Genomic DNA, 22,211 nt, shown 5'->3' with positions numbered 1-22,211 from the left:
GGGGGCTTCCTTGAGCAAATGGGGAGTATTCACGTTATTGGAGTCGATGGTGGCACATCGCTTCAACGATATGAATCACTCCCTGCCGACACCGACAAAGCTTGAGAGAAACGTCTGCGAAGTGAACAATATGTAACTTCGCATTTCCATTTGAGATTCGTTCATGACTGCCTCGTCCCGATTGCTGGCCTGGCTGCTGTTCCCGTTATTGTCCCTGAGCAGCCTGCCGCTGCTGGCCGATACCGTGGAAGGCGCGCCGCAAGCGTTGCACCTGCTCGATTACATCAGTGCCGACTACCCGCCGACGGTCGCGGCAGGCAAAGTCATCGACGACGGCGAATACCGCGAGCAGCTGGAATTCACCCAGGTCCTGCAAGGCTTGATCACGGCATTGCCAGCCAAACCGGAAAAAGTCGCGCTGGAACAGGGCGTGGAGTCTTTGCACGCAGCCATCAGTGCGAAGCAGGACGGTGCTGATGTCGCCCGTCAGGCCCGACAGCTGGGGGCGAAACTGGCGGTGGCTTATGAAGTCAGTCAGGCACCGATCATCACTCCAGACCCGACACGCGGCGCGCCGTTGTATGCGCAGAACTGCTCGGTGTGCCATGGCGACACTGGCGCTGGCGACGGCCCGGCCGGTGTCGGTCTGACCCCCGCGCCTGCCAACCTTCGTGATGCGGCGCGCATGGATCACCTGAGCCTGTACGCGATCTACAGCACCCTCGGCCAGGGCGTCGAAGGCACCGACATGCCGGCGTTCGCCGATCAGCTCGATGATCGCCAGCGCTGGGATCTGGCCACCTACATCGCCGGCTTCAGTGCCGATGCGGCGGCCGCCAAGTCCGACAAGGTCTACAACATCGCCGACCTGGCCCGCCAGACCCCGGCCGAAGTGCAGGCTGCCGAGGGCGCAGAGGTCGCGGCAACGTTCCGGGCTCAGCGCGCGCAACCGCCGCAGGTCAAGCGCGGTCCAGCGCAGTTGCTCGATTACACCGCCGCCACGTTGGACAAGAGCCTCGCGGCCTACCGCGCCGGTGAACATGATCAGGCCTATGACCTGTCGGTAGCGGCGTATCTGGAAGGCTTCGAACTGGTCGAAAGCTCGCTGGATAACGTCGATGCCAAGGTGCGCAAGGACACCGAAAAATCACTGATGGCGTACCGGCAGTCGCTGCAGGACGGTCTGCCCGTCGAGCAGGCCGAGCAGCGTCTGGACGCGGCCAAGGCCAAACTCAAGGAATCCGCAGGCCTGCTGGGCAGCGATGGTCTGAGCTGGTCGCTGAGTTACATCTCCGGTCTGTTGATTCTGCTACGCGAAGGTCTGGAAGCGATTCTGGTGCTGGCGGCGATCCTCGCCTTCCTGCGTAACACTGGCCAGCAATCGGCGGTGCGCAGCGTCAACGTCGGTTGGGGCCTGGCCTTGCTGGCAGGCTTGGGCACCTGGGCGCTGGCGGCGTATGTCATCGATGTCAGCGGTTCGCAGCGTGAGTTGCTCGAAGGCGCCACCGCGCTGTTTGCCAGCGTCATGGTGTTGTGGCTCGGCGTGTGGATGCATGACCGCCGTCACGCGGCGGCCTGGCAGGATTACATCAAGAGCAGCCTGGTCGGCGGCGGTGGTCGTTTCGGTTTTGCGATCCTGGCGTTCTTCTCGGTCTATCGCGAGTTGTTTGAAGTGATCCTGTTCTACGAAACCCTGTGGCTGCAGGCCGGGCCTGCCGGGCACAACGCCGTGCTGGCTGGCGGTGCCACGGCGCTGGTGCTGCTGGTCGGCCTGGCCTGGGTGATTCTGCGCGGCTCGGCAAAATTGCCGCTGACGCTGTTCTTCAGCATCAACGCCGCGCTGCTGTGCGCGTTGTCAGTGGTGTTTGCCGGGCATGGTGTGAAGGCCTTGCAGGAAGCCGGGATCTTCGGCACACGGCCGGTGGCGTTCTTTGAATTCGACTGGCTGGGGATCCATGCCGATGCCTATTCGCTGACCGCGCAGGTGGTGGCGATTGTGGCGATTGCTGTGCTGTATGGGCGCAGTTGGGTGGCGGAGAAGCGCCGGGTTTCGGCTGCATAAAGGCATTCGCTGCGCTCATATTCGCGAGCAGGCTCGCTCCCACAGGTTCGGTATGTATCCTGTGGGAGCGAGCCTGCTCGCGAATTTTTTGGAGGCAAGAACATGCGTGTATGGATCGATGCCGACGCCTGTCCGCGGGCGGCGAAGGATCTGGTGGTGAAGTTCGCGTTAAAGCGCCAGTTCGAAGTGGTGCTGGTGGCCGGGCAGCCGCAGATCAAGCCGGGGCTGGCGATCGTCAAACTGATTGTGGTGCCGAGCGGGCCGGATGCGGCGGATGATTATCTGGTCGAGCATGCGGTGCCGGGCGAGCTGGTGATCTGTAGCGATATTCCGCTGGCCGATCGGCTGGTGAAGAAGGGCGTGGCGGCGCTGGATCCGCGCGGCAAGGAGTTCGATGCGCAGAACATGGGCGAACGCCTGGCGGTGCGTAACCTGTTTACCGATCTGAGGGAGCAGGGCCAGATGAGCGGCGGCCCGGCGCCGTTTGGCGAGCGTGAAAAGCAGGCGTTTGCCAATGCGCTGGATCGGATTCTGACCCGACTCACTCGCAAGCCCTGAGTCTTGCACAATCGCTGTGGGAGCGAGCCTGCTCGCGAAATCTGTGTGTCATACAACCTGATGTTGGCTGATACAACGCATTCGCGAGCAGGCTCGCTCCCACATTTGTTTCACGTACGGCGAGGGATCAAGCGTCGTTTTCGTGAGTCAGTTCGAGCACGCGGTCGACCAGTTTGTTGATCCCCGAAGCTGCTTCACTGATGGTCTGCGCCAGCATGTACGCCGGGGTGGTGACCAGTTTGCGCGCCTTGTCTTCGACGATTTCGGTCACGGCGCACTCTTCGTGGGTGGCGCCCATCTTGTTCATGGCCGCAGCGGTGTCGGCGTCGTTACCGATGGTGCAGGTCACACCCGGGCCATAGATTTTCGCCGCCAGCGCCGGGGAGATGCAGATCAGTCCGACCGGTTTGCCCGCTTCGGCAAATGCTTCGGCCAGGGCCAGCACTTCGGGTTGCACGGTGCAGCCGGCGCCTTCGATGGCGAAGTTCGACAGGTTCTTCGCTGCGCCGAAACCGCCGGGCACGATCAGTGCGTCGAAGTCCTCGACGTCGGCATCGCGGATATCCTTGACGTTGCCCCGGGCAATGCGCGCTGACTCCACCAGCACGTTGCGCGATTCCGGCATTTCTTCGCCGGTCAGGTGATTGATCACATGCAATTGCGCGATGTTCGGCGCGAAGCACTGCACCTGTGCGCCGCGCTGGTCGAGGCGCAGCAGGGTGATGACACTTTCCTGGATTTCGGCGCCGTCGTACACGCCACTGCCGGACAGGATCACTGCAACTTTTTTGCTCATGGGCTTCTCTCCAGATTCATGGCGCTCAATGTCCCTTAAATTGTCGCGCGTGGCCATAGGGGCATGGCTGACGCGCGCGGGAACAGAGCGCTCTCTCAATGGATCGCAACGGCGGCGGGGTGTTCATTATTTGCCTGGACTGCGCATGGCAGCCGCCAGCGAATGGCTTATTCGGCTGGCGTTTTCGGGCCGGCAGGAGGGGGCGCTTCGGCCTGGCGCATCTGCTCTGCCTCGGCGGCCTTGGCGAGTTGCTCGTCCTGATAGATTTTCTTCGCCAGTTGCGCATTCTTGAAGCGGCGCCGCAGCCACAGGCCCAGGCCGAGGATCAGCAATGCGCCGAGCACCCACAGCTCGTACTTCTTGATGCTGCCGAGCATGCCTTCCAGCACTGCGCCGAAGTGGTAAGCCGCCGCAGCCAGGGCGGTGGCCCAGATCGCCGCGCCGATGCCGTTGAGCAGCAAGTAACGTCCCGGTGGATAACCGGACAGGCCGATCGCCACCGGCATCACGGTGCGCAGGCCATAAACGAAGCGGAAGCTCAGGACCCAGATGTCCGGATGTTTGCGGATGTGCTCCAGTGCGCGGTCGCCCATCATCTGCCAGCGCGGTTTGCGCGCAAGCAATTTGCGCCCGTGCTTGCGCCCCAGGAAGTACCACAGCTGATCACCGGCATAACTGCCGAAGAACGCCACGACCACCACCAGGTTGATGTCCATGTATCCACGGAACGCAAGGAAGCCTGCGAGCACCAGAATGGTTTCGCCTTCGAAGAACGTGCCGAGAAACAGGGCAAAGTAGCCAAAGTCGTGCAGAAATTGTTGGAGCATTGTCTGGGTGCTGGCGAAATGAACGCGCAGCCTAACCCTTCGGGCACATTCATGAAAGTGTCCAAATGTGTCTCGACGTGAACATTTCCTACATCGACAATGGATTGCGGCTACCTGTCACAGAGCACACATAACTGTCATCTGTTAGTCATAATGGCCGTCTATAACTGTCACGCTCGCCCGTTTGCCCGGGCTCAGGAGTCTGCCGTGAGCTTTACCCCCGCCAATCGTCTGTTCCCTGCCACTCGTCTGCGCCGCAATCGTCGTGATGATTTTTCGCGGCGCCTGGTGCGTGAAAACGTATTGACGGTCGATGACCTGATCTTGCCGGTGTTCGTGCTCGACGGTGAAAACCGCCGCGAAGCCGTGGCCTCGATGCCGGGCGTCGAGCGACTGAGCATTGATCTGCTGCTTGAAGAAGCGGCGAAATGGGTCGAGCTGGGCATCCCGGCGCTGGCGCTGTTCCCGGTCACCCCGCCTGAGCTGAAATCCCTCGATGCCGCCGAAGCCTGGAATCCCGAAGGCATCGCCCAGCGCGCCACGCGCGCGTTGCGTGAGCGCTTCCCGGAGCTGGGCGTGATCACTGACGTCGCGCTGGACCCGTTCACCACCCACGGTCAGGACGGCATTCTCGACGAAGACGGCTACGTGCAGAACGACATCACTGTCGATGCGCTGGTGCGTCAGGCGCTGTCCCACGCCGAAGCCGGCGCGCAGGTGGTGGCGCCATCGGACATGATGGACGGTCGCATCCAGGCGATTCGTGAGGCGCTGGAAATCGCCGGCCACGTCAACGTGCGCATCATGGCCTACTCGGCCAAGTACGCCAGCGCCTATTACGGGCCTTTTCGCGATGCGGTGGGTTCGGCGTCGAACCTGGGCAAGGCCAACAAGGCTTCTTATCAGATGGACCCGGCCAACAGTGACGAAGCGCTGCATGAAGTCGGTGCCGACTTGTCTGAAGGCGCGGACATGGTCATGGTGAAGCCGGGCATGCCCTACCTGGACATTCTTTTTCGGGTCAAAGATGCCTTCAAGGTGCCGACCTTCGTCTATCAGGTCAGTGGCGAATACGCCATGCACATGGCCGCTATCCAGAATGGCTGGTTGAGCGAAGCGGTGATCCTCGAGTCACTGACCGCCTTTAAACGTGCCGGTGCAGATGGCATCCTGACTTACTTTGCCGTTCGTGCCGCTCAATTGTTACGAGAGCAGAAATAGCCCTCCCAGGAACATTCCATGAATACCGAAGGACTCACTGAAGTTGCCGTAAAAGAAGCTCAGCCGGTGGTCGAGCAAATCACCGAAACCCCGCCGGAACTGGAGCCTGCGCCACCCGCGCCGGTTGCCGAAACCGCTGTGGCGGTACCGGCGATCGCCATTCCCGGCCTGGATGACAGCAGCCTGTACATCCACCGCGAGCTTTCGCAATTGCAGTTCAACATCCGCGTGCTGGAACAGGCGCTGGACGAGTCCTACCCGTTGCTGGAGCGGCTGAAGTTCCTGCTGATCTTCTCCAGCAACCTCGACGAATTCTTCGAGATCCGCGTCGCCGGGCTGAAAAAGCAGATCACCTTCGCCCGCGAACAGGCCGGCGCTGACGGCTTGCAGCCGCATCAGGCGCTGGCGCGGATCAGCGAGCTGGTCCACGGTCACGTCGACCGCCAGTACGCGATCCTCAACGACATCCTCCTGCCGGAGCTGGAAAAGCATCAGGTGCGCTTCATCCGTCGGCGCAACTGGACGACCAAGCTCAAGACCTGGGTCCGGCGCTATTTCCGCGACGAGATCGCGCCGATCATCACCCCGATCGGCCTCGACCCGACGCACCCGTTCCCGTTGCTGGTGAACAAGAGCCTGAACTTCATCGTCGAGCTCGAAGGCATCGACGCCTTCGGTCGCGACTCCGGTCTGGCGATCATCCCGGCGCCGCGCCTGCTGCCACGGATCATCAAGGTCCCGGAAGAAGTCGGCGGTGCCGGCGACAACTATGTATTCCTGTCGTCGATGATCCACGCCCACGCCGATGACCTGTTCCAAGGCATGAAGGTAAAAGGCTGCTACCAGTTCCGCCTGACCCGCAACGCCGACCTGGCGCTCGATTCCGAGGACGTAGAAGACTTGGCCCGCGCTCTGCGTGGCGAGTTGTTCTCGCGGCGCTACGGTGACGCGGTGCGTCTGGAAGTTGCCGACACCTGCCCGAAACACCTCTCGGACTACCTGCTCAAGCAGTTCAACCTGAGCGAGACCGAACTGTATCAGGTCAATGGCCCGGTCAACCTGACGCGCCTGTTCAGCATCACCGGTCTGGACAGCCATCCGGAGCTGCAATACACGCCGTTCACCCCGCAGATCCCGAAACTGCTGCAGAACAGCGAAAACATCTTCAGTGTGGTCAGCAAGCAGGACATCCTCCTGCTGCACCCGTTCGAGTCGTTCACGCCGGTGGTCGACCTGCTGCGTCAGGCCGCGAAAGACCCGCACGTACTCGCCGTACGGCAAACGCTGTACCGCTCCGGGGCCAACTCCGAGATCGTCGATGCACTGGTGGACGCCGCGCGTAACGGCAAGGAAGTCACCGCGGTGATCGAGCTGCGTGCGCGCTTCGACGAAGAATCCAACCTGCAACTGGCCAGCCGTCTGCAAGCGGCCGGTGCGGTGGTGATCTACGGAGTGGTCGGCTTCAAGACCCACGCCAAGATGATGCTGATCCTGCGCCGTGAGGCTGGCGAAATCGTCCGCTACGCGCACCTTGGCACCGGCAACTACCACGCCGGTAACGCCAAGCTCTACACCGACTACAGCCTGCTGACCTCCGACGACGCCTTGTGCGAAGACGTCGGCAAACTGTTCAGCCAGTTGATCGGCATGGGCAAGACACTGCGCATGAAAAAGCTGCTGCATGCGCCGTTCACCCTGAAGAAGGGCATGCTCGACATGATTGCCCGCGAAACCCAGTTCGCCCTCGAAGGCAAACCGGCGCACATCATCGCCAAGTTCAACTCGCTGACCGATCCGAAGATCATCCGCGCGCTGTACAAGGCCAGCCAGTCCGGCGTGCGCATCGATCTGGTGGTGCGCGGCATGTGCTGCCTGCGTCCGGGCATCGCCGGGGTCTCGCACAACATTCATGTGCGCTCGATCATCGGCCGCTTCCTCGAGCACACGCGGGTGTTCTACTTCCTCAACGGCGGCGACGAGCAGATGTTCCTCTCCAGCGCCGACTGGATGGAGCGCAACCTCGACAAGCGTGTCGAGACCTGCTTCCCGGTGGAAGGCAAGAAGCTGCTGACCCGAGTGAAGAAAGAGCTGGAGCTGTACCTGACCGACAACACCCACAGCTGGAGTCTGCAGTCGGACGGCCGCTACATCCGCAACACACCCACCGGCAACCAGAACCCGCGCAGTGCGCAGGCGACGTTGCTGGAGCGGCTGGGTAGCCCGATACTGCCTGTCAGCAGCTAAAGCAAAGCCAAGAGCAAAAGCCCCTCACCCTAGCCCTCTCCCGGAGGGAGAGGGGACTGACCGAGGTGGATGTCAGGGTTACGCCGACTCGCAATACCGAGTCGATTTCAGGATTCGAAAAGCCCACAAATCGGCTCCCTCTCCCTCTCCCTCTCCCTCGGGAGAGGGCTGGGGTGAGGGGCAAGGCTCACGCAGTTCCTCAAACCAAACCCAATAAAAAGGCGATCCTAACGGATCGCCTTTTTTGTGCCAGCCAGTTACTCAGTGCACCGTGAGGACAATCCCCACCCGCGTCAGCCAATCGGCCTCAAGGCCAAAGTCCGCCTGGGTCAGTTGGTTCTCATCCAGCCAGTTCTCCGGAAATTCCACATCGAGATGATCGCCACTGGCATGCAGCACTACCTGCGGCATCGCCTGGGTTCCGCGAATGTGATGGAACAGAATGGCGAACCGCAGCAGCACGCACAGGCGAATCAGTTTGATGCCGTCATCGCCGAATTCGGCGAACTTGTCCTTGGGAATATTGCGCCGGTGCCCGCGCACCAATAGCGCGAGCATCTGCTGATCCTCGCGGGAGAAGCCGGCCAGATCGGAGTGCTCGATCAGGTAGGCACCGTGCTTGTGATAGTGATAGTGAGCGATGTCGAGACCGACTTCGTGGACTTTCGCCGCCCAGCCGAGCAGTTCGCGCCAGATGCCGTCGTCCAGCTCCCAGTCCACGGCAACCTGATCGAACGCGTGCAGGGCCTTGCGTTCGACCCGCGCCGCTTGTTCCAGATCGACGTGATAGCGCTCCATCAGCGAGGTCAGGGTGCGTTCGCGCACGTCTTCGTGATGATGACGTCCGAGCAGGTCATACAGCACGCCTTCACGCAGCGCGCCTTCGCAGTGATCCATGCGTTGCAGTTCGAGGGCGTCGAAGATCGCTTCGAGGATCGCCAGGCCCGCCGGGAAGATCGCGCGGCGATCAGGCTTGATGCCTTCGAAATCGATCTTGTCGGCGTCGCCCAGCTTGAACAGCTTGCGCTTGAGCCATGCCAGGCCTTCGGCGTTGACCTCGCCGCTGCCGTGGCCGCCAGCCTTCAGGGCCAGGCCGATGGCGCGAATCGTACCGGAGGAGCCGATGGCTTCATCCCAGGTCAGGCGATGCAGGGCGTGCTCGATGCTCATGATTTCCAGGCGCGCCGCCGTGTAAGCCTGGGCGTAGCGCGCCGGGGTGATCTTGCCGTCCTTGAAGTAGCGCTGGGTGAAACTCACGCAGCCCATTTGCAGGCTTTCGCGCAGCAACGGCTCGAAGCGCTGGCCGATGATGAATTCGGTACTGCCGCCGCCGATGTCGGCGACCAAACGTTTGCCCGGGGTATCGGCGAGCGTGTGCGAAACACCGAGATAGATCAGGCGCGCTTCTTCACGGCCGGAGATGACTTCTACCGTGTGGCCGAGGATTTCTTCGGCGCGGCGGATGAACTCGCCACGGTTGCGCGCTTCACGCAGGGCGTTGGTGCCGACGATGCGCACGGCACCGAGCGGCATACCGTTGATCAGTTGCGCAAAGCGCTTGAGGCAATCGAGGCCGCGCTGCATCGATTCTTCGTTGAGCTGGCGCGCATCGTCGATGCCAGCGGCCAGTTGCACCTTCTCGCCGAGGCGCTCGAGAATGCGGATTTCGCCGTTCTGGGCCTTGGCCACGACCATGTGAAAGCTGTTGGAGCCCAGGTCGATTGCGGCGATCAGGGACAGATTCTTGGCTTGGGATTGCGGCATGGTCAGGGGGTCTCGGTCGATAACCCCGACATCGTGCCACGATCAAACGCTGGCGCCAACGCGCATGGTTCAAACCGTTGATTCAGCGCAGAAAGTCTGGGGATCGCGGCGCGGCCATTCGCGAGCAGGCTCGCTCCCACAGATGAGCGCATTCCCCTGTGGGAGCGAGCCTGCTCGCGAAGAGGGCATCACTGCTTCAGAAAATCTTCAGGCTGTCGCTTCCACCGTGCCAATAAAGTTCGCCAGCTCGGCCGTCTGCGGATTGGCAAACAACACCTTCGGATCGCCCACTTCATGCACTTTGCCATGGTGCATGAACACCAGTTTGTCCCCCACCTCCCTGGCAAAGCGCATCTCGTGGGTGACCATGATCAGCGTCATGCCTTCCTTGGCCAGTTGCCGAACCACGCTGAGCACTTCATTGACCAGCTCAGGGTCGAGCGCCGAGGTGATTTCATCGCACAGCAGCACCTTCGGCGACATCGCCAAAGCCCGGGCGATCGCCACCCGCTGTTGCTGCCCGCCGGACAGGCGATCCGGAAAGGCATCGAATTTCCCCCCGAGCCCGACTCGCTCGAGCATTTCCCGCGCCAGTTCGGCTGCCTTGGCCTTGGGTACTTTTTGCACCACTTGCGGCGCGAGCATGACGTTCTCCCCGACGGTCAGGTGCGGGAACAGGTTGAACTGCTGAAAGACCATGCCGACCTTCTGTCGCAGGCTGCGCAGATCGGCGCGGGCGGCGTCGAGGTATTCGCCGTCGACTTCGATCACACCGTCGTTGATCGACTCCAGGCCATTGAGCGTGCGCAACAGGGTCGATTTGCCCGAGCCGCTGCGGCCGATGATCGCCACGACCTGACCTTCCTCGACGCTGAGGTCGATGCCTTTGAGTACGTGGTGATCGCCGTAGTATTTATGCAGGGCGGAAATTCTAAGCAGAGGCATGCAGTCTCCTTTCCAGGTAGCGCGCACTGAGGGACAAGGGGTAGCAGAGCAGGAAGTAGCCGAGGGCGACGAGGCCGTAGACCATGAACGGTTCGAACGTGGCGTTGGCGAGCATGCCGCCGGTCTTGGTCAGTTCGGTGAAGCCGATGATCGAGGTCACCGCTGTGCCCTTGACCACTTGCACCGAGAAGCCCACGGTCGGCGCCACGGCGATGCGCAGCGCTTGCGGCAGAATTACGTAGCGCAACTGCTCCAGCGGATTGAGCGCCAGGCTCGACGAGGCTTCCCACTGACCGTGGGGAATGGCCTCAACGCAACCGCGCCAGATCTCCGCCAGATAAGCGCTGGTGAACAAGGTCAAAGCGATCGCGGCGGCCATCCACGGCGAAATCTCGATCCCGGCCAGCGCCACACCGAAGAACACCAGAAACAGTTGCATCAATAGTGGCGTGCCCTGAAACAGCTCGATCCAGGTGCGGGCGATGCTGCTTGGCAGGGTGTTCTTCGAAATGCGCATCACCAGAATCAGCAGGCCGACGAGGCCGCCGCCGATGAATGCCACCAGCGACAGCGCCAGCGTCCATTGCAGGCCGGTGAGCAGGTTGCGCAGGATGTCCCAGAAAGTGAAATCGCTCATTGGCTGCTCCTCGCAATGAACCGCCGGCCGAACCAGTTGAGCAACTGGCGGATCAGCAGCGCCATGCACAGGTAGATCAGGGTGGTCAGCGCATAGGTTTCAAAGGCGCGGAAGTTGCGTGACTGAATGAAGTTGGCGGCGAAGCTCAATTCTTCCGTGGCGATCTGCGAACACACCGCCGAACCGAGCATGACGATGATGATCTGGCTGCTCAGCGCCGGCCAGACCTTGCCCAGCGCCGGCAGCAGGACGACGTGGCGAAACGCTTCGAAGCGCGTCATCGCCAGTGCCGCAGCCGCTTCCAGTTGCCCGCGCGGAATCGCCTGGATGCCGGCGCGGATGATCTCGGTCGAATAGGCGCCAAGGTTGATCACCATCGCCAGTACCGCTGCCTGCCACTCGGAAATCTGCACGCCGAGCGACGGCAGGCCGAAGAAGATGAAGAACAGTTGCACCAGAAACGGCGTGTTGCGGATCAACTCGACGTAGACGCCGAAGATCGCCGAGAACGGGCGAATCTGCCACGCCCGCACCAGCGCGCCGATAATCCCGACGCCGACCCCGAGCAGCGCGCCGATGGCGGTCAGCTCCAGCGTGAACAGTGCGCCGCGCAGCAGCAGGTCGGTGTTTTCCACCACCGGCAAAAAATCGAACTGATAAGCCATGAAGGTCTCCCGCGCAGTCGATCAGAGATCGGCCGGCAGCGGCTCTTTCAGCCAGGTCTGCGAATTCTTTTCCAGTGCGCCGTCAGCCTTGGCGGTGTTGAGGATGTCGTTGACCTTGGCCAGCAACGCCGCTTCGTTCTTGTTCACGCCCACATAGACCGGGGAATCCTTGAGCTTCACTTTCAGTGCCGGTACGCGCTTGGGGTTTTTCTCGCTGATGGCCACCATCACCACGTTGCCGCTGGCGATCAGATCGACCTGGCCTGCCAGGTAAGCGGCGATGGTCGAGTTGTTGTCTTCGAAACGTTTGATGGTCACGCCTTCGGGGGCGACTTTGCTCAGCTCGATGTCTTCGATGGCGCCGCGGGTGACGCTGATGGTCTTGCCCTTGAGGTCGTCGAGGCTGGTGATCGCGGCGTCTGGCGGACCGAACACGGCGAGGTAGAACGGCGCATAGGCGCGGGAAAAGTCGATGACCTTCTCGCGCTCGGCGTTTTTGCCGAGGCTGGAGATCACCAGATCGACCTTGCCGGTGGTGAGGAACGGGATGCGGTTGGTGCTGTTGACCGGGGTCAGTTCGAGTTTGACCTTGAGTTGGTCAGCGAGCAGTTTCGCCGTGTCGATATCCAGGCCGCGCGGCTTCATGTCCGGGCCGACCGAGCCGAATGGCGGGAAGTCTTGGGGCACGGCGACTTTCAGCGTGCCGCGTTTGACCACGTCGTCCAGACCGTCGGCGTGAGCGGGGGCCTGGCACAGCAGCAGGCCGGCAAACAGGGAAGCGAGGAGGGCGCTGTAACGCTGGGTCATGGACAATCTCCGGATCGGCGGGAAGTGGTTGCTGCGATCGAACAGAGCATGGGCCGTGCCAACAGGCGGATTTCGCCCCGGCAGGCCGCAGTAGCAGCGGCTTCGTTCGGTCTTACTGGTCTGAACAGTCAACTCGGTTTTCGCACTGCGATGGCGCATCGGCTGCACGCGCCGAACCCCGCTGGGGCACGACTTGCCGGACTCGACGAATAGCTTTACAACTAGCCGCACCTTGGCCCTGACGCGTCCGCACATCATGAATTCGATCTCCCGCGCCGTACCCGAAGTGGCGCTGCAAGCGATCCGCAAACTGATCACCGAACAGGGCTTCGGCGCCGGCGATGCGTTGCCTTCGCAACGGGATCTGGCGCTGCAATTGGGCGTCAGCCGGGCATCGTTGCGTGAAGCGCTGTCGTCGCTCAGTGCACTGGGCGTGGTCAGCATCCAGCCGGGCAAAGGCGTGTTCGTGCAGTCGCCGGTCGAATTGTCGCGCGGCGACAACGCGCCAGGCTGGTCGTTTGCGGCGCAGGCATCGCCGCTGGATATCTTTCAATTGCGCTATGCGCTCGAAGGGTTTGCAGCAGGGTTGGCGGCGGTGACGTTGAGCACGTTCGATCTGGATGCGCTGGAAGACAACGTTGCGGCCATGCGCGAGCAATTGAAGCTCGGCGACTTCGAAGCGGCGGCGAAACTCGACTTCGAATTTCATCGACGGATCCTGCTGGCCAGCGGCAATCAGGCGATGCTGAGCATCCTCACCGCCAGCGCCGAGATCTTCCTCGAGAGCCAGAAACTGCCGTTCATCCGCGCCGAACGCGCCATGGAAACCTGGCAGGAACACCGCAAGATCCTCCGTGCCCTGGCCCGCCGTGCGTCGGGAGCAGCGCAAAAAGCCATGCAGGAACATGTGCGCAACGCCGCCCTGCGTACCGGAATCGCCTTCATCGCTCCCGCCACGGCGTGAGTTGAGCTATACCCAAACTCATCAAGGGCCATAGCAACACTCAATCATCTGCGGCTTCCTGAACAAGGGAAGGGCGGCTATGATGGGCCACGTTTTTTTGCTTACAACCTGGAGAATTCCATGAGCAGCGATCTGATCAAACACGTTAGCGACGCTAGCTTCGAAGCCGACGTACTCAAGGCCGAAGGCGCTGTCCTGGTCGACTACTGGGCTGAATGGTGCGGCCCTTGCAAAATGATCGCACCGGTTCTGGACGAGATTGCCGAGACTTACAAAGGCAAGCTGACCGTCGCCAAACTGAACATCGACGAAAACCAGGAAACCCCGGCCAAGCATGGCGTGCGTGGTATCCCGACGCTGATGCTGTTCAAGAACGGCAACGTTGAAGCGACCAAGGTCGGCGCACTGTCGAAGTCGCAGCTGGCGGCTTTCCTCGACGCCAACATCTGAGCGTCGCAGTAAAGCGCTGAAAAAAAGCCCCGCAAATCGCGGGGCTTTTTGCGTATTCAGGGCTAGACGCTCCGAAACTCAGGTGGTACATTCGGCCCCGCACTGGTTTCTCCAATGCCCCCTGCTAGCCGTCGCCGACGCACTCCTTTTCGAATTAGTTCGCGATCCTGTCGCCTTCTCCGCGGCGCGGCCTCATTAAGCCAAAAGCTTAATTTCCCCCCCTCCATAAATGATTACGTCATTCCTATATGAATCTGACTGAACTCAAGCAAAAGCCGATTACCGAACTGCTCGAATTGGCCGAACAGATGGGCATAGAAAATATGGCCCGTTCGCGCAAGCAGGACGTGATTTTCTCCCTGCTGAAAAAGCACGCGAAAAGCGGCGAGGAAATCTCCGGTGATGGCGTGCTGGAGATTCTCCAGGACGGCTTCGGCTTCCTGCGCTCCGCAGACGCTTCCTACCTCGCCGGCCCTGACGACATCTACGTCTCGCCGAGCCAGATCCGCCGCTTCAACTTGCGCACCGGTGACACCATCGTTGGCAAGATCCGCCCTCCGAAGGAAGGCGAGCGGTATTTCGCCCTGCTCAAGGTCGACACGATCAACTTCGATCGTCCGGAGAACGCGAAAAACAAGATTCTCTTCGAGAACCTGACGCCGCTGTTCCCGACCGTGCGCATGAAGATGGAAGCCGGCAACGGTTCCACCGAAGACTTGACCGGTCGCGTGATCGACCTGTGCGCGCCGATCGGCAAAGGCCAGCGTGGCCTGATCGTCGCACCGCCGAAAGCCGGTAAAACGATCATGCTGCAGAACATCGCAGCGAACATCGCCCGTAACAATCCTGAAGTTCACCTGATCGTGCTGTTGATCGACGAGCGTCCGGAAGAAGTGACCGAAATGCAGCGCACCGTGCGCGGCGAAGTGGTTGCCTCGACCTTCGACGAGCCGCCGACCCGTCACGTGCAGGTTGCTGAAATGGTGATCGAGAAGGCCAAGCGCCTGGTCGAACACAAGAAAGACGTGGTGATCCTGCTCGACTCCATCACTCGTCTGGCCCGTGCCTACAACACCGTGATCCCGAGCTCCGGCAAGGTATTGACCGGTGGTGTCGATGCCCATGCCCTCGAGAAGCCGAAACGTTTCTTCGGTGCCGCGCGTAACATCGAAGAAGGCGGCTCGCTGACCATTATCGCCACCGCGCTGGTTGAAACCGGCTCGAAGATGGACGAAGTGATCTACGAAGAGTTCAAGGGTACCGGCAACATGGAGCTGCCTCTGGATCGCAAGATCGCCGAGAAGCGTGTGTTCCCGGCTATCAACATCAACCGCTCCGGCACCCGCCGCGAAGAGTTGCTGACCGCCGACGACGAACTGCAGCGCATGTGGATTCTGCGCAAGCTGCTGCACCCGATGGACGAAGTTGCCGCCATCGAGTTCCTGGTCGACAAGCTGAAAACGACCAAGACCAACGACGAGTTCTTCTTGTCGATGAAGCGCAAGTAATACGCTGGCGTTTCAACAAAGGACGCTCCCGCAAGGGGGCGTTTTTTTTGCCCCGAAAAATCTCGCGGCCATCACGGATATCTGTTGATGGGCCGATTCTGCGGCGTCGGCGGCGCACTGCTGAGTCCCGGGCTTGCCCCTTCACCGCAGCGCGGGGGCCACAATCGAGCGATGACGGGCTGCTGTTTGCCCGTCAGAGCAGGTAGGATGTACGCCTATTTTGAGGGTGCCATCGTCAATGAAATTCAAGGATCTTCGGGATTTCGTGCAGCAGCTTGAGCAGCGCGGAGAGTTGAAACGCATCCAGATTCCCGTCTCGCCGGTGCTGGAGATGACTGAGGTGTGCGACCGCACGCTGCGGGCCAAAGGCCCGGCACTGTTGTTCGAGAAGCCCACCGGTTACGACATTCCGGTGCTCGGCAATCTGTTCGGCACCCCCGAGCGCGTGGCCATGGGCATGGGCGCCGAGTCGGTCAGCGAGCTGCGTGAAATCGGCAAGCTGCTGGCCTTTCTCAAGGAGCCGGAGCCGCCGAAGGGCTTGAAGGACGCGTGGTCGAAACTGCCGATCTTCCGCAAGATCATTTCGATGGCGCCAAAAGTCGTCAAAGACGCGGTGTGCCAGGAAGTGGTCATCGAAGGCGACGATGTCGATCTGGCGATGTTGCCGGTGCAGACCTGCTGGCCCGGCGACGTCGGCCCGCTGATCACCTGGGGCCTGACCGTTACCAAAGGTCCGAACAAGGAACGCCAGAACCTCGGTATCTACCGCCAGCAAGTGATCGGCCGCAACAAGGTGATCATGCGCTGGCTCAGCCACCGTGGTGGTGCCCTCGATTTCCGCGAGTGGTGCGAGAAGCACCCGGGCCAGCCGTTCCCGGTGTCCGTGGCCCTGGGCGCCGATCCGGCGACGATTCTCGGTGCCGTGACGCCGGTGCCGGACAGCCTTTCGGAATATGCTTTCGCCGGTCTGCTGCGGGGTAACCGCACCGAACTGGTCAAGTGCCGTGGCAACGATCTGCAAGTGCCGGCCACCGCCGAAATCATTCTTGAAGGCGTGATTCATCCGGGCGAGATGGCCGACGAAGGCCCGTATGGCGACCACACCGGTTACTACAACGAAGTCGACAGCTTCCCGGTGTTCACCGTCGAGCGCATTACTCACCGGATCAAACCGATCTATCACAGCACTTACACCGGCCGTCCGCCGGATGAGCCGGCGATTCTCGGCGTGGCGCTGAACGAAGTGTTCGTGCCGATCCTGCAGAAGCAGTTCCCGGAGATCACCGACTTCTACCTGCCGCCGGAAGGTTGCTCGTACCGCATGGCTGTGGTGACGATGAAGAAGTCGTATCCGGGGCATGCCAAGCGCGTGATGCTCGGCGTCTGGTCGTTTTTGCGACAGTTCATGTACACCAAGTTCGTTATCGTCACTGACGACGATATCAACGCCCGCGACTGGAACGACGTGATCTGGGCCATCACCACGCGCATGGACCCCAAGCGCGACACGGTGATGATCGACAACACGCCGATCGACTACCTCGACTTCGCCTCGCCGATTTCCGGCCTGGGCTCGAAAATGGGTCTGGATGCCACCCACAAGTGGCCGGGCGAAACCACCCGCGAGTGGGGCCGCGTGATCGTCAAGGACGCCGCCGTCACCCAACGGATCGATGCCATCTGGAACCAGTTAGGAATAGATTGATGCGTGTAACCCTGCAGCCTTCCGGAGCAGTGCTCGAGATACAGCCCGGTGAGCGGATTCTCGACGGTGCGCGGCGCCTGGGCTATGACTGCCCGCAAAGCTGCCGCAACGGCAATTGCCACGTGTGTGCAGCGCTGCTGGTGGAGGGCCGCGTTGAGCAGGCCGGCAAAATCCACGATCATGGCGAGTTCTACACCTGCATCGCCGCACCGCTGGAAGACTGCGTGCTGCTGTGGGATGGCGTGCTCGCATTGGGTGAGCTGCCGGTGCGCAGCCTGTCGTGTCAGGTCATCGAGTGTCGCGAGGTCGGTGGCGACACCTGGCGCGTGCGTCTGCGTGCACCGGCCGGCAAGCCGCCGCGTTACCACGCCGGGCAGTATTTGATGATCGAGCGCGAGAGCGGCGAGAAATCCGCCTTCTCGATGGCTTCGGCACCCCACGGCGGGCGTGATCTGGAAATTCACGTGCTGGCGCGCGAAGCCAGTGCGTTGAGCCTGATCGAACAGCTGCAACGCAACCCGCTGGTGCGTGTCGAGCTGCCCTTTGGCGATACCCACTTGGCCGAATTGCCTGACGGTCCGCTGGTGCTGATCGCCGCTGGCACCGGCATGGGCCAGATTCATGCCTTGATCGAGCATTGCCGCGCTGAAGGTTTCAAGCATCCGGTGCATCTGTACTGGGGCGTGCGCCGCCCGGAAGATTTTTATCAGATCGAACACTGGGACGAATGGCTGAAGCTGCCCAATCTGTTCCTGCACAAAGTGGTCAGTGACCAGTGCGGCTGGGAAGGGCGCTGCGGCATGCTGCACGAGGCGGTTTGCGAGGATTTCCCCGATCTGAAGCCGCTACATGTCTATGCCAGCGGTTCGCCAGCGATGGTTTACGGCACCCTGGATGCGCTGGTCGAGGCGGGCATGGATGCGCATCAGATGCGCGCCGATGTGTTCGCCTATGCGCCGCGCTCTTGAAAATGTGGGAGCGAGCTTGCTCGCGAATGCCGTTTTTCAGTCACCATTGACGTCGCCTGACAGATTGCTTTCGCGAGCAAGCTCGCTCCCACATTGGTTTTATGCGTTATAACTCCGCTTATAGCCGATCGGTATTTATGTAATTGAATAAATACCGCTAGGTTATATATCAATCAGGCAATTAATCACCGCCGGTGTGATGGCACTTAATTTGCCTTAAAACATATGTGCCTTATTGTTACAGCGGTGCGTTCTATTAAGTAATTCTTCACCCGCGGGGAGCTGAACGCTATTCGCCATGAGCGCCATTGAAAACGCAATTCTGAACCTGGCTTACCCTCCGCGGCTCGATCTTGGGCCGCAGCTGACGCACGAACAACTTCTCGCTTCCATGCAATCGACCATGGCGCGCCACAAGGGCGGGCCGGTGTGGCTGTTCGCGTATGGTTCGCTGATCTGGCGGCCTGAGTGCACGGCAGTCGAGCGCATGCGCGGTCGCGTGCACGGCTACCATCGCGGCTTGTACCTGTGGTCCCACGAGCACCGCGGTACGCCGGAGATGCCCGGTTTGGTATTCGGTCTGGATCGCGGCGGTTCGTGCAGTGGCTTTGCCTACCGCTTGCCGGAAGACAATCTCGATACCGCGCTGTATGCGCTATGGAAACGTGAGATGCCGTTTCCGTCGTACCGTCCGCACTGGCTCAATTGCCGGCTCGAAGATGGCACTCAGGTGCAGGCCTTGGGATTCGTGCTGGAGCGTCACCTGCCGAGCTATGCCGGCAACTTGCCGGATCATGTGCTCAGCCAGGTGTTCGCCAGCGCCAGCGGGCGGTACGGCACCACTCGCGATTATGTCGAGCAGACCGTGCACGCCCTGCGCAGCCACGCCATGCCGGATCGAAATCTGGAGGCGCGGCTCAAGCGCTGTAAATCACACAGCGATCAGGCGACCGCTTCACGGCTCTGACTGGCGACTTGCTTGTGCCACAGCGTTGGCGCCAGGAAGGCCATCGCCAGCAGGCAAGCGCCGACCAGCAGCACGAAACCGCCATCCCAGCCGAAGTGGTCAACGGTGTAGCCCATCGCCGCACTGGCCGCGACCGAACCCCCCAGATAACCGAACAGACCGGTGAAGCCCGCTGCAGTACCGGCGGCTTTCTTCGGCGCCAGTTCCAGCGCTTGCAGGCCGATCAGCATCACCGGGCCGTAGATCAGGAAGCCGATCGACAGCAGGGCGATCATGTCGACCATCGGATTGCCGGCCGGATTCAGCCAGTAAACCAGGGTCGCGACAGTCACCAAGGCCATGAACACCATGCCGGTCAGACCACGGTTGCCACGGAAGATCTTGTCCGACATCCAGCCGCACAGCAGCGTGCCCGGAATGCCCGCCCACTCGTAGAAGAAATAGGCCCACGAGGTTTTATCCACGGTGAAGCCCTTGGCTTCCTTCAGGTACGTCGGCGCCCAGTCCAGCACGCCGTAGCGCAGCAAGTAGACGAAAACGTTGGCCAGAGCGATGTACCAGAGCATTTTGTTGCGCAGCACGTATTTGACGAAGATTTCCTTGGCGCTGAATTCGTCTTCGTGGCTGGCGTCGTAGCCTTCCGGGTAGTCGTTCTTGTACTGCTCGATCGGCGGCAGGCCGACCGATTGCGGGGTGTCACGCATGGTGATGAAGGCGAATACCGCCACGCCCAGCGCGACCGCTGCCGGGACGTAGAACGCCGCGTGCCAGTCGTTGAACAGGCCCATGCCGATCAGGAACAGCGGGCCGATCAGACCGCCGCCGACGTTATGCGCCACGTTCCACACCGACACCACGCCGCCGCGTTCCTTCTGCGACCACCAGTGCACCATGGTCCGCCCGCTCGGCGGCCAGCCCATGCCCTGCGCCCAGCCGTTGATGAACAACAGAATGAACATCATCGTCACGCTGGACGTTGCCCACGGCGCGAAACCGAAAATGAACATCACCCCGGCCGAGACCAGCAGACCGAACGGCAGGAAGAAGCGCGGGTTGGAACGGTCGGACACCAGGCCCATGAGGAACTTCGACAGACCGTAAGCAATGGCGATCGCCGACATCGCCAGACCGAGGTCGCCACGGCTGTAGCCTTCGTCGATCAGGTACGGCATGGCCAGGGAGAAGTTCTTGCGCAGCAGGTAGTAACCGGCGTAGCCGATAAAGATACCGGCGAAGATCTGCCAGCGCAGGCGGCGGTAGGTGCTGTCTATTTTTTCTTCAGGCAATGGAGCCTGATGTGCGGCAGGACGAAAGAAAGCAAACATTCAAGAGCTCCAGTTTTCTTGTTTTGACTGCGGATGCGAATGTTACAGTTTCGTTACCGAAAATAGCATCGCTTCACGTCGGCAAAACAGCGGAAATTTGGGCAGATGAGCGTTCCTTTATGAACATGTCGCTCTGAGATAAGAAGGCGGCGCTGAGGGGATGGTGGCTCGGGTGGGTTTCTGCGGTTTGACGTATGGAAGAGGCAGACCTCAACGGTAAAGCGATCCGGATGGTTGCTCCGGATCGCTCCATGTTGTTAACGAACCTGAACGACAACCTTGCCCACAGCCTTGCGCTGGCCAAGATCATCGATCGCCTGCGCGGCATTGCTCAGCGGATACACCTGCGACACCAGCGGTTTGAGTTTGCCCTCGGCAAACCAGGCAAACAGCTGCTGGAAGTTTGCTGCGTTGTCCTGGGGTTGGCGCTGGGCAAAGGAGCCCCAGAACACGCCGAGCACCGCCGCGCCTTTGAGCAGGGCGAGGTTGACCGGCAGTTCCGGGATGCGTCCGCTGGCGAAGCCGACCACCAGCAGGCGGCCGTTCCAGGCGATGGCGCGAATGGCCTGGTCGAACAGGTCGCCGCCGACCGGGTCGTAGATCACGTCGGCGCCCTGGCCATCGGTGAGGCGTTTGATCTCGTCCTTCAGACTGGCTTCGCTGTAGTTGATCAGCTCATCGGCGCCGGCAGCCTTGGCCACCGCGAGTTTTTCGGCGCTGCTGGCGGCAGCGATCACGCGGGCACCCATGGCTTTGCCGATCTCCACTGCGGCGAGGCCGACGCCGCCCGATGCGCCAAGCACCAGCAGGGTTTCGCCCGCTTGCAGGTTGGCGCGTTGTTTGAGCGCGTGCATCGACGTGCCATAGGTCATGCTGAATGCAGCGGCGACGTTGAAATCCATCGACGGCGGAATCGGCAGGACGTTGTAGCCCGGCACCGCCACCTGCTCGGCAAAACTGCCCCAACCGGTCAGCGCCATGACCCGGTCGCCGACTTTCAGATGGCTGACCTTTTCCCCGACTTCGCGCACCACGCCCGCCGCTTCACCGCCTGGCGAAAACGGGAAGGGCGGTTTGAACTGGTATTTGCCCTCGATGATCAGCGTGTCCGGGAAATTGACTCCGGCAGCGTGCACGTCCAGCAGGATTTCATTCTTCTTGGCGACAGGACTGGCGACGTCTTCCAGCACCAGCGATTCGGCAGGGCCGAAGGCTTTGCACAGCACGGCTTTCATCAGGGCTATTCCTTTGGGAGTGATGGCCGATAAGTGTAGGTGTGTGAATCAACGGGTCAACGAGCATGCCCGGCCCTGATAGTCAGCCATAAGCTTGTGCTTGCGCGGCGGGTCGTTATGCTAGGCCGCAAACCGGATAAGGAGCGAATTGTGAAAGCGTGGATCATGTTGTTGCTGGCCCTGTCTCTGCCTGTGGCAGCACTGGCCGAAGAAGCCAAAGAAGGCGAGGCGCCGAAGGTCAATTACATCACCCTGAGCCCGCCGTTCGTCGGCAACTATGGCCTCGACGGCACCGCCAAGCTCAAGGTCTACAAGGCCGATGTGGCCCTGCGCGTAACCGGTGAAGAGGCGACCAAACTGGTCAAGGCCAACGAGCCGCTGATCCGCAATCAGCTGGTGGCGTTGTTCACTCAACAGTCGACCGAGGCGATGGGCAGCATCGAGGGCAAGGAAAAGCTGCGTCAGGAAGCGTTGAAGCAGACCCAGCAGGTCATGAATGACGAGACCGGCAAGCCTGTTGTTGAGGATCTGTTGTTCAACAACCTGATCATTCAGTAAGTCAT

General features: G+C 61.1%; 20 protein-coding genes. 11 read left to right on the top strand and 9 right to left on the bottom strand.

All coding sequences use genetic code 11. The features are described from left to right. The first annotated feature begins 163 nt into the window (after positions 1-163). The gene (locus PS14A_RS24435; protein WP_212617412.1) at positions 164-2,062 is read left to right on the top strand and encodes an FTR1 family protein; all 1,899 of its coding nucleotides are present in this window, start codon (positions 164-166) and stop codon (positions 2,060-2,062) included. A 102-nt stretch (positions 2,063-2,164) separates the two neighbouring features. Continuing rightward, positions 2,165-2,620: a YaiI/YqxD family protein gene (locus PS14A_RS24430; RefSeq protein WP_042607095.1), complete on the top strand. Its 456-nt coding sequence runs from the start codon at positions 2,165-2,167 to the stop codon at positions 2,618-2,620. A 127-nt stretch (positions 2,621-2,747) separates the two neighbouring features. Here the strand turns inward: PS14A_RS24430 and elbB are convergent, their stop codons facing one another. Then, the gene (elbB, locus tag PS14A_RS24425; RefSeq protein WP_016772616.1) at positions 2,748-3,416 is read right to left on the bottom strand and encodes an isoprenoid biosynthesis glyoxalase ElbB; all 669 of its coding nucleotides are present in this window, start codon (positions 3,414-3,416) and stop codon (positions 2,748-2,750) included. A 167-nt stretch (positions 3,417-3,583) separates the two neighbouring features. Beyond that, complete coding sequence (locus PS14A_RS24420; protein ID WP_212617411.1) at positions 3,584-4,243, bottom strand: DedA family protein; 660 nt, start codon at positions 4,241-4,243, stop codon at positions 3,584-3,586. Between the two features lie 207 nt (positions 4,244-4,450). Here PS14A_RS24420 and hemB point away from each other — a divergent pair, with 207 nt between their 5' ends. Together hemB and ppk1 are read left to right on the top strand one after the other, a co-directional pair. Continuing rightward, entirely contained in the window at positions 4,451-5,464 is a 1,014-nt protein-coding gene (gene hemB, locus PS14A_RS24415) for a porphobilinogen synthase (protein ID WP_016772618.1), read from the top strand. A gap of 18 nt (positions 5,465-5,482) precedes the next feature. Then, positions 5,483-7,708, top strand: coding sequence for a polyphosphate kinase 1 (gene ppk1, locus PS14A_RS24410; protein WP_016772619.1), 2,226 nt, complete (start codon positions 5,483-5,485; stop codon positions 7,706-7,708). Positions 7,709-7,969: 261 nt separating this feature from the next. On the opposite strand, the gene ppx is transcribed toward ppk1, so the two are convergent. From ppx to PS14A_RS24385, 5 genes are all read right to left on the bottom strand, one after another. Then, a complete protein-coding gene (ppx, locus tag PS14A_RS24405) occupies positions 7,970-9,472 on the bottom strand; it encodes an exopolyphosphatase (RefSeq protein WP_212617410.1) in 1,503 nt (500 codons plus the stop codon). Between the two features lie 207 nt (positions 9,473-9,679). Then, positions 9,680-10,417 (bottom strand): amino acid ABC transporter ATP-binding protein, encoded by a 738-nt coding sequence (locus tag PS14A_RS24400; protein WP_212617409.1) that lies wholly within the window; start codon positions 10,415-10,417, stop codon positions 9,680-9,682. Continuing rightward, a complete protein-coding gene (locus tag PS14A_RS24395; protein ID WP_016772621.1) occupies positions 10,404-11,054 on the bottom strand; it encodes an amino acid ABC transporter permease in 651 nt (216 codons plus the stop codon). Before PS14A_RS24395 ends, PS14A_RS24400 begins: the two co-directional genes overlap by 14 nt. Continuing rightward, positions 11,051-11,719, bottom strand: a complete 669-nt coding sequence (locus PS14A_RS24390; RefSeq protein ID WP_212617408.1) for an amino acid ABC transporter permease — start codon at positions 11,717-11,719, stop codon at positions 11,051-11,053. The genes PS14A_RS24395 and PS14A_RS24390 overlap by 4 nt, the downstream gene beginning before the upstream one ends. Positions 11,720-11,740: 21 nt before the next feature. Continuing rightward, a complete protein-coding gene (locus PS14A_RS24385) occupies positions 11,741-12,526 on the bottom strand; it encodes a transporter substrate-binding domain-containing protein (RefSeq protein WP_016772623.1) in 786 nt (261 codons plus the stop codon). 256 nt (positions 12,527-12,782) lie between these two features. On the opposite strand from PS14A_RS24385, the gene PS14A_RS24380 reads away from it, so the two are divergent. The 6 genes from PS14A_RS24380 to PS14A_RS24355 all read left to right on the top strand — a co-directional run bounded on the left by PS14A_RS24380 (position 12,783) and on the right by PS14A_RS24355 (position 19,088). Further along, entirely contained in the window at positions 12,783-13,490 is a 708-nt protein-coding gene (locus tag PS14A_RS24380) for a FadR/GntR family transcriptional regulator (RefSeq protein ID WP_073471078.1), read from the top strand. 120 nt (positions 13,491-13,610) lie between these two features. Next, complete coding sequence (trxA, locus tag PS14A_RS24375) at positions 13,611-13,940, top strand: thioredoxin TrxA (RefSeq protein ID WP_003206727.1); 330 nt, start codon at positions 13,611-13,613, stop codon at positions 13,938-13,940. Positions 13,941-14,188: 248 nt separating this feature from the next. Further along, positions 14,189-15,448 carry a transcription termination factor Rho gene (gene rho, locus PS14A_RS24370; protein WP_003229334.1) on the top strand — a complete coding sequence of 420 codons (1,260 nt, stop codon included), beginning with the start codon at positions 14,189-14,191 and terminating at the stop codon, positions 15,446-15,448. A gap of 238 nt (positions 15,449-15,686) precedes the next feature. Then, positions 15,687-17,153: a 4-hydroxy-3-polyprenylbenzoate decarboxylase gene (gene ubiD, locus PS14A_RS24365; protein WP_212617407.1), complete on the top strand. Its 1,467-nt coding sequence runs from the start codon at positions 15,687-15,689 to the stop codon at positions 17,151-17,153. Next, entirely contained in the window at positions 17,153-18,121 is a 969-nt protein-coding gene (locus PS14A_RS24360; RefSeq protein WP_212617406.1) for a CDP-6-deoxy-delta-3,4-glucoseen reductase, read from the top strand. The genes ubiD and PS14A_RS24360 overlap by 1 nt, the downstream gene beginning before the upstream one ends. A gap of 298 nt (positions 18,122-18,419) precedes the next feature. Then, on the top strand, positions 18,420-19,088 hold the full coding sequence (locus PS14A_RS24355) for a gamma-glutamylcyclotransferase (RefSeq protein WP_042607082.1): 669 nt from the start codon (positions 18,420-18,422) through the stop codon (positions 19,086-19,088). Here PS14A_RS24355 and glpT read toward each other — a convergent pair. Further along, positions 19,064-20,413 (bottom strand): glycerol-3-phosphate transporter, encoded by a 1,350-nt coding sequence (gene glpT, locus PS14A_RS24350; protein WP_024014747.1) that lies wholly within the window; start codon positions 20,411-20,413, stop codon positions 19,064-19,066. The two genes, PS14A_RS24355 and glpT, sit on opposite strands and share 25 nt — an antisense overlap. A 257-nt stretch (positions 20,414-20,670) precedes the next feature. After that, positions 20,671-21,648 carry an NADPH:quinone oxidoreductase family protein gene (locus tag PS14A_RS24345; protein WP_212617405.1) on the bottom strand — a complete coding sequence of 326 codons (978 nt, stop codon included), beginning with the start codon at positions 21,646-21,648 and terminating at the stop codon, positions 20,671-20,673. Between the two features lie 150 nt (positions 21,649-21,798). On the opposite strand from PS14A_RS24345, the gene PS14A_RS24340 reads away from it, so the two are divergent. Beyond that, complete coding sequence (locus PS14A_RS24340) at positions 21,799-22,206, top strand: flagellar basal body-associated protein FliL (RefSeq protein WP_056791694.1); 408 nt, start codon at positions 21,799-21,801, stop codon at positions 22,204-22,206. The last annotated feature ends 5 nt before the right edge of the window (positions 22,207-22,211 follow it).

The organism is Pseudomonas sp. 14A (genome assembly GCF_018132745.1).
Classification (GTDB): domain Bacteria; phylum Pseudomonadota; class Gammaproteobacteria; order Pseudomonadales; family Pseudomonadaceae; genus Aquipseudomonas; species Aquipseudomonas mercuritolerans.
Note: the sequence above shows the minus strand (reverse complement) of the source record. Positions and strands in the feature narration are given on the sequence as shown.

Bases quoted from the DNA above. Each gene is read 5' to 3' on its own strand.
- PS14A_RS24435 (WP_212617412.1), top strand. From the start codon at position 164: ATGACTGCCTCGTCCCGATTGCTGGCCTGGCTGCTGTTCCCGTTATTG.
- PS14A_RS24430 (WP_042607095.1), top strand. From the start codon at position 2,165: ATGCGTGTATGGATCGATGCCGACGCCTGTCCGCGGGCGGCGAAGGAT.
- elbB (WP_016772616.1), bottom strand. From the start codon at position 3,416: ATGAGCAAAAAAGTTGCAGTGATCCTGTCCGGCAGTGGCGTGTACGAC.
- PS14A_RS24420 (WP_212617411.1), bottom strand. From the start codon at position 4,243: ATGCTCCAACAATTTCTGCACGACTTTGGCTACTTTGCCCTGTTTCTC.
- ppk1 (WP_016772619.1), top strand. From the start codon at position 5,483: ATGAATACCGAAGGACTCACTGAAGTTGCCGTAAAAGAAGCTCAGCCG.
- ppx (WP_212617410.1), bottom strand. From the start codon at position 9,472: ATGCCGCAATCCCAAGCCAAGAATCTGTCCCTGATCGCCGCAATCGAC.
- PS14A_RS24400 (WP_212617409.1), bottom strand. From the start codon at position 10,417: ATGCCTCTGCTTAGAATTTCCGCCCTGCATAAATACTACGGCGATCAC.
- PS14A_RS24395 (WP_016772621.1), bottom strand. From the start codon at position 11,054: ATGAGCGATTTCACTTTCTGGGACATCCTGCGCAACCTGCTCACCGGC.
- PS14A_RS24390 (WP_212617408.1), bottom strand. From the start codon at position 11,719: ATGGCTTATCAGTTCGATTTTTTGCCGGTGGTGGAAAACACCGACCTG.
- PS14A_RS24385 (WP_016772623.1), bottom strand. From the start codon at position 12,526: ATGACCCAGCGTTACAGCGCCCTCCTCGCTTCCCTGTTTGCCGGCCTG.
- PS14A_RS24380 (WP_073471078.1), top strand. From the start codon at position 12,783: ATGAATTCGATCTCCCGCGCCGTACCCGAAGTGGCGCTGCAAGCGATC.
- trxA (WP_003206727.1), top strand. From the start codon at position 13,611: ATGAGCAGCGATCTGATCAAACACGTTAGCGACGCTAGCTTCGAAGCC.
- rho (WP_003229334.1), top strand. From the start codon at position 14,189: ATGAATCTGACTGAACTCAAGCAAAAGCCGATTACCGAACTGCTCGAA.
- ubiD (WP_212617407.1), top strand. From the start codon at position 15,687: ATGAAATTCAAGGATCTTCGGGATTTCGTGCAGCAGCTTGAGCAGCGC.
- PS14A_RS24360 (WP_212617406.1), top strand. From the start codon at position 17,153: ATGCGTGTAACCCTGCAGCCTTCCGGAGCAGTGCTCGAGATACAGCCC.
- PS14A_RS24355 (WP_042607082.1), top strand. From the start codon at position 18,420: ATGAGCGCCATTGAAAACGCAATTCTGAACCTGGCTTACCCTCCGCGG.
- glpT (WP_024014747.1), bottom strand. From the start codon at position 20,413: ATGTTTGCTTTCTTTCGTCCTGCCGCACATCAGGCTCCATTGCCTGAA.
- PS14A_RS24345 (WP_212617405.1), bottom strand. From the start codon at position 21,648: ATGAAAGCCGTGCTGTGCAAAGCCTTCGGCCCTGCCGAATCGCTGGTG.